The 18,401-nt window shown below is 58.9% G+C and carries 18 protein-coding genes; 8 read left to right on the top strand and 10 right to left on the bottom strand.

Features of this window, described 5'->3' with window-relative positions; translation table 11 throughout:
* Positions 1-91: 91 nt before the first annotated feature.
* The 6 genes from ACXR0M_RS18820 to ACXR0M_RS18845 form a co-directional block, all read right to left on the bottom strand.
* Positions 92-430 carry a hypothetical protein gene (locus ACXR0M_RS18820; protein WP_458833280.1) on the bottom strand — a complete coding sequence of 113 codons (339 nt, stop codon included), beginning with the start codon at positions 428-430 and terminating at the stop codon, positions 92-94.
* A 162-nt stretch (positions 431-592) separates the two neighbouring features.
* Positions 593-865, bottom strand: coding sequence for a hypothetical protein (locus tag ACXR0M_RS18825; protein ID WP_458833281.1), 273 nt, complete (start codon positions 863-865; stop codon positions 593-595).
* 389 nt (positions 866-1,254) lie between these two features.
* Positions 1,255-3,087, bottom strand: coding sequence for an ABC transporter ATP-binding protein (locus ACXR0M_RS18830; protein ID WP_458833282.1), 1,833 nt, complete (start codon positions 3,085-3,087; stop codon positions 1,255-1,257).
* Between the two features lie 88 nt (positions 3,088-3,175).
* Entirely contained in the window at positions 3,176-3,733 is a 558-nt protein-coding gene (locus ACXR0M_RS18835) for a peptidylprolyl isomerase (RefSeq protein ID WP_458833283.1), read from the bottom strand.
* A gap of 3 nt (positions 3,734-3,736) precedes the next feature.
* Complete coding sequence (locus ACXR0M_RS18840) at positions 3,737-4,540, bottom strand: alpha/beta fold hydrolase (protein ID WP_458833284.1); 804 nt, start codon at positions 4,538-4,540, stop codon at positions 3,737-3,739.
* Between the two features lie 14 nt (positions 4,541-4,554).
* Positions 4,555-5,478: a LysR family transcriptional regulator gene (locus tag ACXR0M_RS18845; RefSeq protein WP_007914443.1), complete on the bottom strand. Its 924-nt coding sequence runs from the start codon at positions 5,476-5,478 to the stop codon at positions 4,555-4,557.
* Between the two features lie 49 nt (positions 5,479-5,527).
* Between ACXR0M_RS18845 and ACXR0M_RS18850 the strand changes: the two genes are divergently transcribed.
* The 6 genes from ACXR0M_RS18850 to ACXR0M_RS18875 all read left to right on the top strand — a co-directional run bounded on the left by ACXR0M_RS18850 (position 5,528) and on the right by ACXR0M_RS18875 (position 12,476).
* A complete protein-coding gene (locus ACXR0M_RS18850; RefSeq protein WP_458833285.1) occupies positions 5,528-5,842 on the top strand; it encodes a 3-phosphoglycerate kinase in 315 nt (104 codons plus the stop codon).
* 229 nt (positions 5,843-6,071) lie between these two features.
* The gene (locus tag ACXR0M_RS18855; protein WP_458833286.1) at positions 6,072-6,671 is read left to right on the top strand and encodes an FMN-dependent NADH-azoreductase; all 600 of its coding nucleotides are present in this window, start codon (positions 6,072-6,074) and stop codon (positions 6,669-6,671) included.
* Positions 6,672-6,997: 326 nt separating this feature from the next.
* Positions 6,998-7,864 (top strand): carboxylate/amino acid/amine transporter, encoded by an 867-nt coding sequence (locus tag ACXR0M_RS18860; RefSeq protein ID WP_458833287.1) that lies wholly within the window; start codon positions 6,998-7,000, stop codon positions 7,862-7,864.
* A 97-nt stretch (positions 7,865-7,961) separates the two neighbouring features.
* Entirely contained in the window at positions 7,962-10,559 is a 2,598-nt protein-coding gene (locus ACXR0M_RS18865; RefSeq protein ID WP_458833288.1) for an S-type pyocin domain-containing protein, read from the top strand.
* A complete protein-coding gene (locus ACXR0M_RS18870) occupies positions 10,543-10,818 on the top strand; it encodes a bacteriocin immunity protein (protein WP_458833289.1) in 276 nt (91 codons plus the stop codon). Before ACXR0M_RS18865 ends, ACXR0M_RS18870 begins: the two co-directional genes overlap by 17 nt.
* A gap of 83 nt (positions 10,819-10,901) precedes the next feature.
* Complete coding sequence (locus tag ACXR0M_RS18875) at positions 10,902-12,476, top strand: bacteriocin immunity protein (RefSeq protein ID WP_458833290.1); 1,575 nt, start codon at positions 10,902-10,904, stop codon at positions 12,474-12,476.
* Here the strand turns inward: ACXR0M_RS18875 and ACXR0M_RS18880 are convergent.
* On the bottom strand, positions 12,436-13,326 hold the full coding sequence (locus ACXR0M_RS18880; RefSeq protein ID WP_458833291.1) for a LysR family transcriptional regulator: 891 nt from the start codon (positions 13,324-13,326) through the stop codon (positions 12,436-12,438). The two genes, ACXR0M_RS18875 and ACXR0M_RS18880, sit on opposite strands and share 41 nt — an antisense overlap.
* 171 nt (positions 13,327-13,497) lie before the next feature.
* On the opposite strand from ACXR0M_RS18880, the gene ACXR0M_RS18885 reads away from it, so the two are divergent.
* On the top strand, positions 13,498-14,142 hold the full coding sequence (locus ACXR0M_RS18885; protein WP_458833292.1) for a hydrolase: 645 nt from the start codon (positions 13,498-13,500) through the stop codon (positions 14,140-14,142).
* 162 nt (positions 14,143-14,304) lie between these two features.
* On the opposite strand, the gene ACXR0M_RS18890 is transcribed toward ACXR0M_RS18885, so the two are convergent.
* Positions 14,305-15,603, bottom strand: a complete 1,299-nt coding sequence (locus ACXR0M_RS18890; protein ID WP_458833293.1) for a mechanosensitive ion channel family protein — start codon at positions 15,601-15,603, stop codon at positions 14,305-14,307.
* Between the two features lie 190 nt (positions 15,604-15,793).
* On the opposite strand from ACXR0M_RS18890, the gene ACXR0M_RS18895 reads away from it, so the two are divergent.
* Positions 15,794-17,134 carry a DEAD/DEAH box helicase gene (locus ACXR0M_RS18895; protein WP_458833295.1) on the top strand — a complete coding sequence of 447 codons (1,341 nt, stop codon included), beginning with the start codon at positions 15,794-15,796 and terminating at the stop codon, positions 17,132-17,134.
* 61 nt (positions 17,135-17,195) lie between these two features.
* Here the strand turns inward: ACXR0M_RS18895 and ACXR0M_RS18900 are convergent, their stop codons facing one another.
* A complete protein-coding gene (locus ACXR0M_RS18900) occupies positions 17,196-17,795 on the bottom strand; it encodes a hypothetical protein (RefSeq protein WP_458833296.1) in 600 nt (199 codons plus the stop codon).
* Between the two features lie 12 nt (positions 17,796-17,807).
* Positions 17,808-18,392: a papain-like cysteine protease family protein gene (locus tag ACXR0M_RS18905; protein ID WP_458833297.1), complete on the bottom strand. Its 585-nt coding sequence runs from the start codon at positions 18,390-18,392 to the stop codon at positions 17,808-17,810.
* Positions 18,393-18,401: the final 9 nt, after the last annotated feature.

Below are 18,401 nucleotides of genomic sequence, written 5' to 3' on the forward strand. Positions count from 1 at the left end.
TGGCACGCAATTGCAAGGTGACAGCACAAGGCCCGAAATGATTCGGGCCTTGTGCTGGTGTGCCCACTATTAAGCAGGCCAAGACAAGAAGTTAGAAACCTGCACCGGCAAAGCAATTCGCCAGGCCCTTCTCGGCGGCCACTTTGTCAAACTCTTCGATAGTGGCAATCGACGAGTAATAATAAATCATCAGTCCGGGTTTTTTGGCAACTTTGCAAGTGTATACATTGGCTGGTCGCCCGCATTGCGTAACGCCGGTACCGCCATTTACCGAACACTTTATTTCCGGACGTACTTCCGACAACGCTTCGGCGATGTTGAATGCGATAGGCGTGTCGCTGTCCACGGTTGGCGATAGCACCGCCGAGGCGAAACCCGAATAAGTGGCAGCGATGAATAAGGACAGAATAATGGTTTTGTAATTTTTCATTTCAGTTGACTCGATTTTTAGTGTTGTTTTTATGCGAATTAGTTTGGTAGTGCGTGACGTGTGTGATCGCCGTAAGCTCCCGTTTTTGGTAACTTTCGTCATCAAAGCGCGACTTTGCTCGAAGGGGCAGGTGCGCCTGATTTAACCCGTGTCGATCGGCCGTTACCACTCCCAATGGGTGGCGTTATCTTTGTCCAGCCAGACTTTGCAGTTCTTTAAACCCAATGTCTTGGCGGAGTCGGTATTCATGAACTCTTCGGCGGTGGGCGCTTCGTGATAAAAGCGTTTGAACTTCCAGATGTAATTCTTGAAGTCGTCGCTGTACTGCTGGCAGCGATAAACGTTGGTGGTTCCGTTTTCGGCGGCGAACGCGCTGTTTTGCATCAGACCAGTAGTCAGTGCAAGGGCAATCATGCTCTTGATCAAAGTATTCATGTCTCAGTCCTTGAGAAGCGAATGTTTTAGTGTGTGAAGTAAGTTGCTGAGGTTCACGCTTTTAAAGTAATACGGATGTTCGGGAATGTCAGCGATTACGCTGTTTCAGGATGTTTGATGTTGCCGAGGTGTTAGTTGAAAAAAACGCATCGCTAGTTATAGCGATGCGGATTTTAAGTTGAGCAGTATTCTTGATAGGTGTGCTATCGAGACTATCGAGTTGTGCTGCCTTGGCGATTTACGACAGGTTCCAGCTGTAACCTTGGCTGACTACAGCAGGGATTCGTGGATTTCCAGCGACCCCAGAAGCAAAGATCGCAGCCTTCGGCAGCTCCTGCACCGATTCCTGTAGGAGCTGCCGCAGGCTGCGATCTTTTGACCTTGCGGTTTCAATCAATCCCGACAAACCCGCCGGTCTGATGCGCCCACAGCCGCGCATACAAGCCGCGATGCGCCAGCAGTTCGGCGTGGGTGCCGCTCTCGGCGATCTTGCCGTTTTCCAGCACCACCAGGCGGTCCATGCGCGCGATGGTCGAGAGACGGTGGGCGATGGCGATCACGGTTTTGCCCTGCATCAGGGTTTCCAGGCTTTCCTGGATTGCCGCTTCGACCTCCGAATCGAGCGCCGAGGTCGCTTCGTCCATGATCAGGATCGGCGCGTCCTTGAGCAGCACCCGTGCGATGGCGATGCGCTGACGTTGGCCGCCGGACAGTTTCACCCCGCGTTCACCGACATGCGCATCGAAACCGGTGCGACCTTCGGCGTCCGACAGCAACGGAATGAACTCGTCGGCCCGCGCCTTGTGCACCGCGTCCCAGAGTTCGGCATCGGTGGCGTCAGGCTTGCCGTACAGCAGGTTGTCGCGGATCGAGCGGTGTAGCAACGAAGTGTCCTGAGTGATCATGCCAATCCGCGCGCGCAGGCTTTCCTGGCCGACTTCGGCGATGTTCTGCCCGTCGATCAGAATTCGCCCGCCCTCGACGTCGTACAGCCGCAGCAGCAGGTTGACCAAGGTCGATTTGCCGGCGCCGGACGGTCCGATCAGGCCAATCTTCTCCCCCGGTTTGATGGTCAGGTTGAGGTCGCCGATGATGCCTTTCTTCTTGCCGTAGTGAAAATCCACCTGCTCGAAACGCACTTCGCCACGGGCCACGGCCAGCGGTTTGGCCTGCTCCTGGTCGGTGACGCTGACCGGTTGCGAGATGGTCTGCAGACCGTCCTGAACCATGCCGATGTTTTCGAAAATGCCGGTGACCACCCACATGATCCAGCCGGACATGTTGACGATGCGGATCACCAGACCGGTAGCGAGCGCGATAGCACCCACGGTGATCAGCGACTGCGTCCACAGCCACAGCGCCAGCGCGGTGGTACCGACGATCAGCAGGCCGTTCATGGCAGTGATCACCACGTCCATGCTGGTGACCACGCGACCAGCCATTTGCGCCTTGACCGTCTGTTCTTCGATGGCTTCCTTGGCGTAGTGCTGCTCGAAGTTGGTGTGGGCGAACAGCTTGAGGGTGGCGATGTTGGTGTAACCATCGACGATGCGGCCCATCAGTTTCGAACGGGCGTCGGAGGCTTCTACCGAACGGTTTTTGACCCGTGGCACGAAGTAATACAACGCGCCAATGTAAGCGACGATCCATGTCAGCAGCGGGATCATCAGGCGCCAGTCGGCTTCGGCGAACAGCACCAGCGAGCTGATCGCGTAGATCACCACGTGCCACAGCGCATCCACCGCCTGCACCGCCGAATCACGCAGCGAGTTGCCGGTCTGCATGATGCGCTGGGCGATACGTCCGGCGAAGTCGTTCTGGAAGAAATTCAGACTCTGCTTGAGCACATAGCTGTGGTTCTGCCAGCGAATCATGCTGGTCATGCCTGGGCTCAGGGTCTGATGCACCAGCAGGTCGTGCAGGCCGAAGAAAATCGGCCGCAGCACCAGGGCAACCACCAGCATCCACGTCAGTTCGAGGGCGTGGTCGCTGAAGAAATTCGGGTTGGGGGTGCCTTGAGCCAGGTCGATGATGCGGCTCAGGTAACTGAACAGCGCCACTTCGATCAATGCGGCAAACAGGCCGACCACCAGCAGGGCGGCGAAACTCGGCCAGACCTGTTTCAGATAATAGGTGTAGAAAGGCCAGACACGATCCGGAGGGGAAGCGGTCGGGGCGTCGCGGAATATGTCGATCAGTTGTTCGAAACGGCGATAGAGCATCAGATAACCGCCCGGTAGCCGGGCTCTCCTTTTATCGGTGTGAGCGGCGCGGGATCAGGCCTGCGCCGCTCGGAACGCCCTGTACAGCTTAGTCGATGACTTTGGCCGATTTGATGATCACAGGGTCGGCAGGCACGTCTTGCATACCGCTTTTGCTGGTGGTTTTCGAGTTGACGATGACGTCGACCACGTCCATGCCTTTGACGACTTTGCCGAATACAGCATAACCATCGCCTTGGTCGAGGAAATCGTTGTCCTTGACGTTGATGAAGAACTGGCTGGTCGCCGAGTCAGGCACCGAGGTGCGCGCCATGGACAAGGTGCCGCGCACGTTGGCCAGACCGTTTTTGTGTTCGTTTTTGATCGGCGCCTTGGTGTCTTTCTGTTGCATCTGCGGGGTGAACCCACCACCCTGGACCATAAAGCCCGGGATCACGCGGTGAAAAATCGTGTTGGTGTAAAAACCGCTGTTGACGTAATCGAGGAAGTTCTTGGTACTGATCGGCGCCTTGACCGGGTCCAGTTCGATTTCGATCTGGCCGTTGCTGGTGTCCAGCAGCACGTGCGGCGCTTTGGCCGGGGTGGCGGCCATCAGGTTGGCAGCAAACAGCACGGTGCCGGCGGCGAGGGCGAGTTTTTTCAGCATGGGTCAGTGATCCTGAGATTGAATATCGGCTGTGGCGAGAAACTCCAGCAGCGTTTGGTTGAAGCGTTCGGGTTGATCGAGCGGGGTGGCGTGGCGCGAATCGGCGATCACCACCAGCCGCGCATCGGGCAGCAGCTTTACATAGGTTTCTTTCAGCGCCACCGGTGTGTAATCACGGTCGGCGGTGACGATGAGCGTTGGACAGGTCACCCGGGAAAGTCGTTCCTGCACGCCCCAGCCAACAATCGCATCGAAGCTGGCGAGATAAGCACGTTTGTCGTTTTTTGCCCAGCGCTCGGCCATTTTTTGCCGCAAATTCGCCTGTTCCGGCTTGGGAAAAAGTTTGCTGCCCAACGCTTTGCCGATGCTCGCGAGGCTGAGTACGCGCATCAGGCTCCAGCGCTTGAACCATTGCCAGTAATCGTCGCGGCTGCGGATTTTGACTTCGGGGGCGCTGTTGACGATGGTCAGGCTTTTCAGGCTCTGCGGCTGATCGACAGCGAGTTGAAAACCGATCATCCCGCCCATCGACAAGCCGACATAGTGCACCGGGCCAAGCTGCAAATGCTCGATCAATGCCAGCACATCAGCGCTGAAACCGGCGATGCTGTAACGCTCGCGGGGTTTGTCCGAGCGACCGTGACCGCGTATGTCCAGAACGATTACCCGGTAGTGCGCCGACAACGCGGGGATCTGCATTTCCCAGTCCAGGGTGCTCGAACCAAGCCCGTGAACCAACAGCAACGGCGTCCCCTGGCCATATTCCTCGTAGTACAGGTTGCAACCTTGGTGCGTGAAATAGGCCATTGCTCAACTCCGTGTCAGGCTTGTTCAGGGGCGGCGAACGGCGCGTCCAGCGGCAAGGTGTCGAAGGTGCGCAACAGTTCAATGAGGATTTGTGTCGCCGGGCCCAGTGGTTTGTCCTTGTTCGAGTACAGATAGAAGCTGGAATTGCGGTTCCCGCCCCTGTCCAACGGTAGCAGCTTGAGCGAGCCATCCTTCAGTTCCCGCTCGATCATGTGCCGCGGCAACCAGGCAAAACCCAGGCCGCTGCTGACGAAGGTGGCGGCGGTGGCGAGGCTGCCGACGGTCCAGCGCTGCTCGGCGCCGAGCCAGCCGACGTCACGCGGTTGCTGGCGCCCGGAGTCGCGGATCACCACCTGCATCTGGGTTTCCAGGTCCTGGAAACTCAGTTCGCGGTTGAGCCGGTGCAGCGGGTGATCGGGGTGGGCGACGGCGACAAACTCGACGTCGCTCAATTCCGCGCCAAGATAGCCGGGAATGCTCAGGCCAGTGATCGCCAGATCGGCGACACCTTCGAGCAAGACTTCCTCGACCCCGGATAACACTTCTTCGCGCAACCGCACGCGGCAACCGCGACTCTGCGGCATGAACGCGGTCAGCGCGCGAACGATGCGCGCGCTCGGGTAGGCCGCATCGACCACCAGCCGCACCTCGGCCTCCCAGCCTTGCTCCATGTGATGGGCGAGGTCCTCCAACTGGCTGGCCTGTTTCACCAGTTGCCGCGAACGGCGCAGCAGAACCCCGCCGGCTTCGGTGAGTACCGCCTTGCGGCCGTCGATGCGCAGCAACGGCACGCCGAGCTGGTCCTGCATGCGGGCGACGGTGTAACTCACCGACGATTGCGAACGGTGCAGGGCCTCGGCGGCCTGGGCGAAGCCGCCGTGGTCGACCACGGCCTGCAATGTTCGCCACTGATCAAGGGTCACGCGGGGCGCTTTCATCAATAGCTCCTCTTGTCCTAAGCTGGCCGTCCCTCATGGAGACTGGCGAATGAAAAAATTCTGTTGTGTGCTGCTCACGTTGCTGCCGCTGACGGCGTTTGCTTACCCGATCGATGTGCAGAAGAACCTCAATGGCTTGAAGATCGACTACGAGACCTTCGATACCGACAAGGACATCGGCTCGATCCGGGTCGCCAACTACGGCGATGTCGATGCAACCTGCAAAGTCGTGTTCAACAATGGCCCGGAAGCCCCGCGTACGCGCAACATCGAGGTGCCGGCGCGCAAACATACCAATGCCACGGCCAAGTTCTCCCGCGAGATCATCAGGCTGCGCGTCGAACTGAGCTGCAACCCGAAATAACGATCGCCCCCTTGTAGGAGTGAGCCTGCTCGCGATAGCGGTGTGTCAGTCAACGCTGCTTTAACTGACAAACCGCTATCGCGAGCAGGCTCACTCCTACAGGGGTATATGAGCATCTAAACTAATTATTCGATGCTTTGCAGCAATTATTTGCGCTTTTTCATCGAAGCAACCCTGTTTAACCTTCACTCCATCGACTTACAACATTCTCGGATGGAGACTACACACCATGTCCCGCGTTCTGATCATCGAAAGCAGCGCCCGCCAGCAAGACTCGGTTTCCCGTCAACTGACCCGGACCTTCATCGCTCAATGGAAAGCGGCGCACCCTAACGATCAGATCACCGTGCGTGACCTCGCCGTGAATCCGGTGCCACACCTGGACGCCAACCTGTTAGGCGGCTGGATGAAGACTGCCGAGCAGCGCAACGCCACCGAACAAGCGTCGCTTGAACGCTCCAACGAACTGACTGATGAATTGCTGGCCGCCGACGTGCTGGTGATGGCGGCGCCGATGTACAACTTCGCCATTCCAAGCACCCTCAAGGCCTGGCTCGACCACGTGCTGCGTGCCGGGGTGACCTTCAAATACACCGAAACCGGCCCGCAAGGCCTGCTCAGCGGCAAGCGCGCCTACGTACTCACTGCTCGCGGCGGGATCTACGCCGGCGGCCCGGCCGACCATCAGGAACCGTACCTGCGTCAGGTCATGGGCTTCATTGGCATCAACGACGTGACCTTCATTCACGCCGAAGGCCTGAACCTGGGCGGCGACTTCCAAGAGAAGGGCCTGAATCAGGCCAACGCCAAACTGTCCCAGGTCGCTTGAGATGTTAATCGCCAGATAATCGCTGATTGTTTAAGTGACCTGGCGCAACCCCTTCAAGGCTCTACGCGCATCGAACCTCCCTTTGCACTTGTTGCTCCTGAGTGCTGTAGCCCGATTGAACGCTTTAGCGAGATCGGGCTTTTTTTTGTCCGCGATTTATATGGCTCACACCTATCCCTGTAGGAGCTGCCGAAGGCTGCGATCTTTTGCCTGTAAAAAACAAGATCAAAAGATCGCAGCCTGCGGCAGCTCCTACAGGTTGATTTTGTATTGGTTGCAGCCTGTAAAACCCGCTATCGTCGCCGCCATTCGAAACAGAGGCGACCATGGGCTATCTACTTTTTGTCACGCTGATCCAGGCGTTTTCCTTCAGTCTGATCGGCGAATACCTCGCCGGGCATGTCGACAGCTACTTCGCAGTGCTGGTGCGCGTGGTGCTGGCCGGGCTGGTGTTCATCCCGCTGACCCGCTGGCGCTCGGTCGAACCGGCATTCATGCGCGGCATGCTGCTGATCGGCGCGTTGCAGTTCGGCATCACCTACGTCTGCCTGTACCTGAGCTTCCGCGTGCTGACGGTGCCGGAAGTGCTGCTGTTCACCATCCTCACGCCGTTGCACGTGACGTTGATCGAAGATGCGCTGAACCGACGCTTCAACCCGTGGGCGCTGGTCGCCGCGCTGGTCGCGGTTGGCGGTGCGGCGGTGATTCGCTTCGACCGGATCAACCCGGACTTCTTCATGGGTTTCCTGCTGCTGCAACTGGCCAACTTCACCTACGCGGCAGGGCAGGTGCTGTACAAGCATCTGGTGGCGAAACACCCGAGCGACCTGCCGCACTATCGGCGTTTCGGTTTCTTCTACCTCGGCGCGCTGGCGGTGGTACTACCTGCGTTCCTGATGTTCGGCAAAGCCAACTTTTTGCCTGAGGCGCCGCTGCAGTGGGGCGTGTTGCTGTTCCTCGGCCTGGTCTCGACGGCGCTCGGCCTGTACTGGTGGAACAAGGGCGCGTGCATGGTCAACGGCGGCACCCTGGCGGTGATGAACAACCTGCATGTGCCGGTGGGCCTGCTGCTGAATCTGCTGATCTGGAATCAGCATGAGGAGCTGGGAAGGTTGTTTATCGGCGGCAGCGTCATCCTCGCCGCCGTCTGGATCAGCCGGTTGGGGATTCGCAAGCCGCAGGCCATTGGCTGAATGCCACTTCACCCATCATTTCCACCGCGATAACTATGTACCGCACCTGACTACCGCTTGATCGACACGCTGTGCCCTACAGACAAGGAGTGACTGTATGGCACAGAACAATTTCAACGATGGAACGTCGGGAAGCGTCGTCATCCGAACCGGGCCACCCGCGTCGGGTGGCGGATCAGGTGGTGGTTTTGGTGGCGGCGGCGGGGTATCGGGCGGCTTCGGCAAGGTCAGCAAGAGCAAGCAAAAGGCTCGGGCGCGAGCCAAAGCGGCACACCGGCAAAAACAACAGCAAGAACAAGCTCAAGCGGCGGCTCAGGCACAAGAAGCTGCCGCCCAGGCACAGGCCGCCGCCACGCAGGTTCAGGAACAGGCGCGTCATCAAGCGCTGATGCAGTTTCTGGCGGGACTGGCGCAACGACATGACGCCATCAGGGCCGAGGTCGATCGTCGTTTTGCCGAAAAGGCCGGGCAGTTCGTACCTGCACTGGAGCAGGAAATTCGGGCGGCGAGCACGTTATCCGACCCGAATCACAGTGAGCGCTGGCAGCTCTACCAGATCAGCAAGCAGAAAAGCGAAATCGACGGGCTGATCGCCCGTAAATCCGCAGACTTCAATGCGCACATGGCGGTGGCTTCATCCTTCGATGGCCACGACCCTCTGACGCGCACGTCCCAAGACTACCTGACGCGACTCGGCGAGTTCGGCCAGGCGCTCGACGACGGCCACCGGATCTGGGAAAGCGCTTACACCGCCGCCCATGAGGCGCGGTTACTCACCTCGCAGCTCCATGCCCTGCGGGAAAAGTCCGCAGCACTGGTCAGGCATCATGCCGAGCAGACTGTGGTCTGGCGTGAAAGGGAAGCGGTTTGGGAGGCCCAGCGTCAATACGCTGTGCAGCGTGAGGCACGGGTTCGATTCAAGCAACAGGCTGACGAAGATGCACGCGTAAGCCGAACCCGAGAGGCCAACACACTGACCGTCCCGCTGTCGTCGATGACGCACGGCGCGATGGTGTTGACGCGTTCCGGGGCACTCGTTGCCCAGCACGCGGGTGCACTCATCGAGGCAGGTGTACGGCAAGCGGTCAGGCATCTTCCCCTCGCCATGCTGGTTCCCCATCCGTCCACGGTATTGATCGCCGGACTGGTGTACTCGCCAACGCTGGGTGATGGAGAGCTGACGCCGGAACAGCGACGAAGATTGTTTCAGTCTGTCGCCGTGCCTGCCCGGGCGCTGGGGCTTTCCGATGAGCAGGCGCTGCGTACGATCGCCGATTCCGGCGGGTCGGTGGACATGCCTTATCGGCTCAAGCCTGAGGCCGTAGCGCAAGGCACCGCCGTCATTGCGGTCACCACCGGCAATGAGATCGGCGCCAGTGTCCCGGTTATCAACGCGGTGCCTGATCCGCTGACGGGAAACTACACCGCAGAAGTCCCCGGTTCACCGCCCCGGCACCTGCAATTCACGCCCGATGCCAGCATCACCAAAGCGGTTCCGAGCCAGAGTCGGATAGCGCTGCTGCCACCGGTTGTTCAGGACTTGCCGAAGGGCGTCGACCTGCGCATTCAGGATTGCATCATCTGCGTGCCGGGTTCGGCGCCGATGTACCTGTCTTTCAACCTGCCGCCGCTGGGCACGGGCGTCGTCACAGGTAGTGGTCAACCCGCGACGGCGCACTGGTGGAACACGGCCAGCCGCAGCACCGGTGCAGCCATTCCCGGTCAGATCGGCGACCAGTTGCGTGCGCGCGAAATTCAGTCATTCGGCGCATTTGGCGACGCGCTGTGGCGCACATTGGGTGAGCAATCTGCACTCACCAGCCAGTTCGATGAGGTCAACAAAAAACGCGTCGAGCAAGGCTTCGCACCTTATGCACCGAAGAGCACCTGGGTGGGTGAACGCCGCGAGTTCGAACTGCGCTTTCAGGACGATGCATCCGTTGGCGCGAATCCGTTCAATCTCGACCGGGTCAGCATTGTCGCGCCGCAAAGTGCCCACGGACGACGTGGCGTTCTTCCCGCCGTCCAGCCTTGGCCGATTCCTCCGGTGGGCATTGGAACCTGGACACCTCTGGTGCCACCGGGCAGCGAACACCTCGGGCCGACCATCACACCGATTTCCCCCTCGACCCCCACGGCTTATCCCGGCAACCCGCTCATCCCGATCCTACCGGCAAACGAGACGTTTCCGGCTGTTGATGAAGGGCAGGCAGGTGCGAGTATTCCGGGGTTCCCGGGGAATATGGAGCTGCCTTCGCCGGATGTGCTGTTTCTGGATCGAAGGGATGATCCGGGGGTTGCGACGGGAGTCGGACAGCAGGTTACGGGAGTTTGGTTGGGTGAGGCAGCGAGAACGGTGGGGGCGTCAATTCCTGCGCAGATTGCCGATCAGTTGAGAGGGAAGGTGTTTGCCAATTTTCATCGGTTCAGGGAGGTGTTTTGGAGGGCTGTGGCTGCTGATTCAGATCTTGGCTTTCAGTTTTCTGATCACAATTTAAGGCGAATGCAGGCCGGCATTGCTCCTTTCCCTCCGGTTACAGATCAGAGAGGAGGAAGAAAGACGTTTGAACTTCATCATGATGTGGAAGTTGTAAATGGAGGTGAGGTTTATGGGATCGATAATATTTTGGTGATGACACCACGGCGACACATACAGCTGCATCAGGAGAGGAAGGGAAATGAAATTCAAAGATAAATTTGAGCACTACACCGAAGCCGAGTTTTTATCTTTTCTACAAGGATTCGTGCACTTTCCCAAAGAGCTGGAGGGGGCGGCGTTAGAGGCCCATTTGGACAGACTAGTCGATCATTTCGAGCTAATCACCGAACACCCCGACCGCTCGGACGTCATCTTCTACCCCAAGGAAGGACGTGAAGACAGCCCCGAAGGCATCCTGAAAGAAGTGAAAGAGTGGCGCGCACTCAATAACAAACCTGGCTTCAAACCTGAGTAACTTTGAAGCAAGTGACCAAGGATGGAGGGCATTCGCTTGAATGCCCTCCGAAGTCATGCGGACAAACAAGGAAGTAAAAAACCATGAAACTCAAATCAACCCTCGGCGATTACACCGAGCCGGAGTTCCAGGCGCTGGTCGAGCGGATCTGGGCCGTCGATGTGCCCAAAAAGGATCACGATCGATTGATCAATCACTTCGACCAGATAGCGGGGCATCCCCAAGGTGCCGACTTGCTGTTTTATCCGCCACGGGATGAGTTCGACAACGTTTATCAGGCCGACACGGTGGTGTATTTCGTCAAGGACTGGCACCAGCAACAGGGCCGCGCCGCGTTCAAGGGGCAAGCGATGCCTGCTGCCAATCTGTCTCACGCTCGCCCGAATGCTCCGTTCGATTGGGCGCAGATCACACAGCAGCGCATCGCGCAAAACCTTGCGGACATCAAGACGTTTTCCACTGATATGTCCATCGCGGAGCAAAAAGTACAAACAGCCCTTGCAGCCCAGGAGCAATGCTTCAAACATTTGCTTGAACAACAAGGTTCTCCATCTGGAGTAGATGTAAGTGCAGCGGCTATCCGAGCGCTGGAGGCGGCCGAATTCGGTGCGAGGTCTGCCGTTCGCCGCTTTGTTACTCTGCAACTACGCATCAAGTTTGCAAGGGATGGTGCCCGCAGTGATGTGGTGCACGCTCAAACCCTGCATGTGCAATGGCAAGGTATCGCCCAGCAACTCTCGACGCTCTACGACAGTTCCATCGCGAAGGTGAACGTCTTCAATCAGCGTCTCGCAAACGTGCAGAGCGAATCATTGCTGGCAACGGCCCAGAGTCGACTTGTCGATTTGCGTCGTCAGACGGGTGGTGACCCTGCGCGGCTCTTTGCGCCGCTTGCTTTCGTCGGCGCGCGCCCGGCGATCCTTGTCGAGGATGCACTTTCGCCGTCATTGGAAAATCATCGTGTCGACCTGCAAAAAGCCATTCGTTCGGCGGTGGCTGAGTTCACCTGGCAAATCACCTTGGGCGACGCCGTCCATCAAGGTCAATATATCGCGATACTGGAGTTCGACTTTTTCAGCCGTGCTGAATCGGGGTTCTATGGGATTTGCCTTCCAGTGTCCGAATTTATTCCGGTTGAAGGCGTGGATTGGCAATACCTTTCTGCGACTCGGGCAGAGATAGAGTTGCCATTGCGAATCAGCAGCGCAAGCTGTTCCGTGTCGGCTGGAAGGCTGTCGCGAAGTCTGCGAGAAATAAAAACGCTGCATCAGGTGCTCATTACGCCGACGAATGGCTCTGCGATATCGCCCGGTGTCAGGGTGCGATCTGCTGCCTGGAATAAGCACTCGCAGACTTACGATTTCACCGCAGATGGCGCTTCAGCGGTTTCGGTGAGCTGGAGTACTCCCGCCCCTCTGGACACCAAAATGTCGTCTGATCCTGATGTTGAAGACCGGCTGGAATTCGTTCGATCCAGCGCTGTGCCCTCGCTCGAAAACTTCCAGGATCTCTCAACGGTTAGCTTTGACGACTATGTCGTGGTTTTTCCCGAGGGATCCGGGCTCGCACCGCTGTACTTGATGTTCAGGGATCCGCGTGATGCAGCCGGGCAGTCGCTCATACCTGAGGCGCCAATTGTTCTACCAGAAACTCGATAAACGCCCGGGTCTTTTGCGGCACCCGCCGCGCTGAAGAATACACCGCGTTGATGGTGATCGCCGGGGCTTGCCATTCGCACAGCACCGGCACCAGTCGCCCGGCGGCCAGCGCTTCTTCGACAATGAAGTCCGGCAGCAGCGCAATGCCCATGCCGGCCTCGGCTGCCTGGGCCAGCAAGTCACCGTTGTTGGCGTGCAGGGGGCCGGTGACGTTGACGCGTTGCGTCTCCTTGCCGTTGCACAGTTGCAGGCTGACGCCGCTCTGCAGATAGCCATAGTTCAAACACTGATGTGAGCGCAGATCCTGTGGCGACTGCGGCGTGCCTGCGCGTTCGAGATAAGCCGGGGAGGCGACCATGATGCGCGGCGCGGGCGCCAGTTGCCGGGCGATCATGGTTGAGTCGGGCAGGCTGGCGATGCGGATCGTCACGTCGAAACCGCCGCGCACCGGGTCGACCTGCTGATCGCTGAGCACCAGTTGCAGCTCGATGTTCGGGTGTTGCTCGTGGAACAGCGGAATCAGCTTGCCCAGGCGGCGCAGGCCGAACGACATTGGCGCGTTGACCCGCAACACACCGCGTAATTCTCCAACACCGTCCCGTGCGCGCTGTTCGGCCTCGTCCAGTGCCGCAATCACTTCCCGCGCCGCTTCGAAATATTCGGCGCCCGCCTCGGTCAGGTGCAGGCTGCGGGTGGTGCGTTGCAGCAACTGCACGCCGATCGCCTCTTCCAGTGCCTGGATCTGTTTGCTGACTTTCGAGCGCGGCACATCCATGGCTCGCGCCGCTGCGGCGAAGCCGTTCTCGCCAACGGTCACCACGAAGGCGCGCATGCATTCGATGCGGTCCATGATTGTCCCTATTTTAGAATCAATGATTCTCGATTTTATGGAATTGTCCCTTTATCCGCCAGCCCCTAAAGTGACATCCAAGCCGAGACAACAACGCCGCAGACGGCAAAACGCCTCGACTCATCCATTACCCAATCGAAACGCTTGAATCGACATCAAAAGGAACGCGCCATGTCTATCCGTGAACTGCTCAACCCAACCAACTCCGCTCTGATCCTGATCGACCACCAGCCGCAAATGGCCTTTGGCGTGCAGTCGATCGACCGCCAGACCTTGAAGAACAACACTGTCGGCCTGGCCAAGGCAGCGAAGATCTTCAACGTGCCGACCATCTACACCTCGGTCGAAACCGAAAGCTTCAGCGGCTACATCTGGCCGGAACTGTTGGCAGTGCACCCGGAGCAGAAGCCGATCGAGCGCACTTCGATGAACTCTTGGGAAGACAAGGCGCTGGTAGACGCGGTGAAGGCCACCGGCCGCAAGAAACTGATCATTGCCGCGCTGTGGACCGAGGTCTGCCTGACCTTCCCGGCACTGGAAGCGCTGGCTGAAGGCTACGAGGTGTACATCGTCACGGACGCTTCCGGCGGCACCAGTAAAGAAGCCCACGATATGTCGGTACAACGGATGATTCAGGCCGGTGCGGTACCGGTGACCTGGCAGCAAGTGCTGCTCGAATTCCAGCGTGACTGGGCGCACAAAGAGACGTACGAAGCGGTGATGGAACTGGTGCTGGAACACAGCGGCGCGTATGGCATGGGCGTCGATTACGCCTACACCATGGTGCACAAGGCGCCGCAACGGCAGGCCAGATAACCCTTGGCAGAAACACAAAAACGCAACTTCGATTGCGTTTTTTTATGGACGCAATCCTGTAGGAGCTGCCGCAGGCTGCGATCTTTTGACGTTGATTTTTCAAGATAAACAGATCGTCCGATCGCGGCCCGAGCCTGCGGCAGCTCCTACACGGATTGTGGGTTACATCAGGTGTTTCTGCGGCTCGGGAATGCTCGCCGAGCCCAGCACCGCCGGCAACAGCCCCGAACGCAAATCCCCACCACTCGGCTGCTGATAAAGACTCAGCCCGAACTCCGGCAGCACCGCCAGCAGATAATCGAAAATATCCCCCTGAATCCGCTCGTAATCGGCCCACACCGTGGTGGTCGTGAAGCAGTAGATCTCCAGCGGAATACCCTGCGCGGTGGTTTGCATCTGCCGGACCATGCAGGTCATGTTCGGCTGCACCTCCGGGTGACTCTTCAGATACGCCAGCGCATAGGCGCGGAAGGTGCCGATATTGGTCATGCGCCGGCGGTTGGCCGCCATCGCCGCGACGTTGCCCTGGGCCTCGTTCCACGCCTTGAGTTCGGCTTTCTTGCGGCCCATGTACGCGGTCAGCAGGTGCACCTGCGAGAGTTTCTCTTCTTCGTCATCACGGATGAAGCGCACGCCGCTGGCGTCGATGAACAGGCTGCGCTTGATCCGCCGCCCGCCGGACTGCTGCATGCCGCGCCAGTTGCGGAACGACTCGGACATCAGGCGCCAGGTCGGGATCGAGACAATCGTCTTGTCGAAATTCTGCACCTTGACCGTGTGCAGAGTGATATCGACCACGTCGCCATCGGCGCCGACTTGCGGCATTTCGATCCAGTCGCCGACCCGCAACATGTCGTTGCTGGTCAGTTGCACGCTGGCGACGAACGACAGAAGGGTGTCCTTGTAGACCAACAGAATCACCGCCGACATGGCACCGAGACCGGAGAGCAGCAACAGCGGCGAACGGTCGATCAGAGTGGCGACGATGATGATCGCGCCGAACACGTACAAGACCATTTTCGCCAGTTGCACGTAGCCCTTGATCGAGCGGGTGCGGGCGTGTTCGGTGCGCGCGTAGATGTCCAGCAGCGCATTGAGCAGGGCGCTGATCGACAGCAGCAGGAACAGAATGGTGAACGACAGCGCGACGTTGCCGAGGAAGGTCATCGCGGTTTTGCTCAGTTCCGGCACCAGATGCAGGCCGAACTGGATCACCAGCGACGGGGTCATCTGCGCCAGGCGCTGAAACACCTTGTTGTGGCGAAAATCGTTGATCCAGTGCAACGCCGGCTGGCGCCCGAGCATGCGGCTGGCGTGCAGGATCAGGTAGCGCGCCACTCGTCCGACTACCAGTGCGATCACCAGAAGCAGCATCAGCGCCAGGCCGGATTGCAGAAACGGGTGCTTTTCCAGGGTACCCCAGAGGTCTTGGGCGTTGAGCCAGAGCTGTTTGAAATCCATGTGAGCAACGATCTTCTGTAGGACGCGATGGGCGATTAGAGCATTTAAGACGCTGTGTATTACCGTTGAAGACAAATCGAGCAACAAAAAAGCCACTGATTACGTCCGTTTGTATAAAGAGACTCGGCCTGAGCGCTCGAAACCGGTAACCTATGCAGCTGTTTTTTTGCATATCTTCGAGGTAGCACCCGTGTTTTCCCAATTCGCCCTGCACGAACGCCTGCTCAAAGCCGTGGCCGAGCTGAAATTTGTCGAGCCAACGCCTGTGCAAGCAGCGGCCATTCCGCTGGCGCTCCAGGGGCGTGATCTGCGGGTGACGGCGCAAACCGGTAGCGGTAAAACCGCCGCTTTCGTTCTGCCGATCCTCAATCGCCTGATCGGCCCGGCGAAGATTCGCGTCAGCATCAAAACCCTGATCCTGCTGCCGACCCGCGAACTGGCCCAGCAGACCCTGAAGGAAGTCGAACGCTTTTCGCAGTTCACTTTCATCAAGTCCGGTCTGATCACCGGCGGTGAAGACTTCAAGGTCCAGGCCGCGATGCTGCGCAAGGTGCCGGACATCCTCATCGGTACCCCGGGGCGGATGATCGAGCAGCTCAACGCCGGCAACCTCGACCTCAAGGAAGTCGAAGTGCTGGTGCTCGACGAAGCCGACCGTATGCTCGACATGGGTTTCGCCGAAGACGTGCAGCGTCTGGTCGACGAATGCCCGAACCGTCAGCAGACCATGCTGTTCTCTGCCACCACCGGCGGTTCCGGCCTGCGCGAGATGATCGCCAAGGTGCTGAACAACCCTGAGCACTTGCAGCTCAACGCAGTCAGCCAGCTGAACTCGACTACCCGTCAGCAGATCATCACTGCCGACCACAATCAGCACAAAGAACAGATTGTGAACTGGTTGCTGGCCAACGAGACCTACCAGAAGGCCATCATCTTCACCAACACCCGCGCCATGGCCGACCGCATCTACGGCCGCCTCGTCGCGCAGGAATACAAGGCGTTCGTGCTGCACGGCGAAAAAGACCAGAAGGATCGCAAACTGGCGATCGACCGTCTGAAGCAGGGCGGGGTGAAAATTCTGGTCGCCACCGACGTGGCAGCCCGTGGTCTGGACGTTGATGGTCTGGATCTGGTGATCAACTTCGACATGCCCCGCAGCGGCGACGAATACGTGCACCGCATCGGTCGTACCGGGCGTGCCGGCAACGATGGTCTGGCGATCTCGCTGATCTGCCACGGCGACTGGAACCTGATGTCGAGCATCGAGCGCTACCTCAAGCAGAGTTTCGAGCGCCGCACCATCAAGGAAGTCAAAGGCACTTACGGCGGACCGAAAAAGGTCAAGGCTTCGGGCAAAGCGGTTGGCGTGAAGAAGAAAAAGACCGACGCCAAGGGTGACAAAAAGAAAACCGCCGCCAAGACTCCGACCAAGCGCAAGAGCGCCAACCGGCCGAAGCCGGACTCGTTGGTCAGCAGCGACGGCATGGCCCCGCTCAAACGCCGCAAGCCGGCCGAGCCTGCGGCTGAGTAAGCCGTTTTCAGGCCAATAAAAAACCCGGACCGTGTCCGGGTTTTTTTATGCGCAACGTTTGTCAGCTACCCAGTTGCCCACTGGTGTCGGCATCAAAGCGTTGTTTGGCGCGATCCGCTGCCGGTTTTAGCAGCGCGAGCAGCGCTGCTTCGCCGTACAGCCGCGAGGCGCCCAGCGCTTTGGGCGTTGGCTCGATCGGGATCAGTACATCGGCATCGTCCGCATGCAGCCAGATCGCCACGACATGCAGCGCCGAGACAAACAGCACGCGCAATTCGACGGTTTTACCCTGCAATTGCGGCGCCTGTTCCGCCAGTTTCAACGCCCCCACGGTGTCGGCGGCCCGCGTGCCGTGGTTCAGCGAAGCGAACTCGACATGGCCGCGAACCTCGGCCAGTTGCGCATCGGCAATGGTCACGTCGTCGGCAAATACCAGGTAATGCCAGTCACCGATGCGCGCGTCCTGCAGACCTTTGCCCAGGCTCAGGTCGTCCAGCGTCAGCGAGTAGCCGCGATAGGCCTCGCTCAGGCTGATCTTCGCCGCCGCCGCACTGGCGAATTGACGATTGGCGCCGAAGCCCTGGGTTTGTAGCGCCGCCTGGAGTGCCGGGCGCAGGGTCTGCACGCCATTGGAAGGCGCCTTTGGATAAGTCAGTTGCATGATGTCGCCCTCCTAATTTCTTGCGGTGAAGTAAGTGTGAGTCCAGTTGCCGCCGCCATTGTACGAACCGGGGAAGGCGTTGAGGGCACGGGTCGAGTAACCGTAGATCGAGTCGGCGACCAGCACGTAATTGCCGTTGGTGCCGTAGATCGCGAGGAAGTGCGCACCGCCACCGTACCAGGCGCAACGTAGGCCGACCGGGCGGCCCATATTGATCTGGTTCTGAATCGCCGACATCTGCAACGAGCCCTGATTCATGCCGTTGTAGCTGCGAGTGGTCTGTAACGCTGAATCCAGATAACCATAGACGTTGCACGGCCCCGGCTGACTGCAGCAATTGCGGTCCAGCTGCGTACTGGCGACTCCGCACTGAGTCCACGACCCGGTGCCGTAGTAGTTGCCGACCGAGGCGGACACGGCGGCCCAGCACCAGTTGGTCTGGGTCTGCTTCTGCATGCTGAAGTTGAGACTGGCGGCAGCCGATGCCGCGCTGCGCGAGGTGGCTTCAACCTCGACCAGTTGCGGGTCGAGCAGATGGCCGACGAGGCACCTTGGCAGGCTCTCGCTGGTGAATGATGTTGCTTGAGTGGTTAACATTTTTCAGTC

It is taken from the genome of Pseudomonas sp. Eth.TT006, assembly GCF_054456575.1.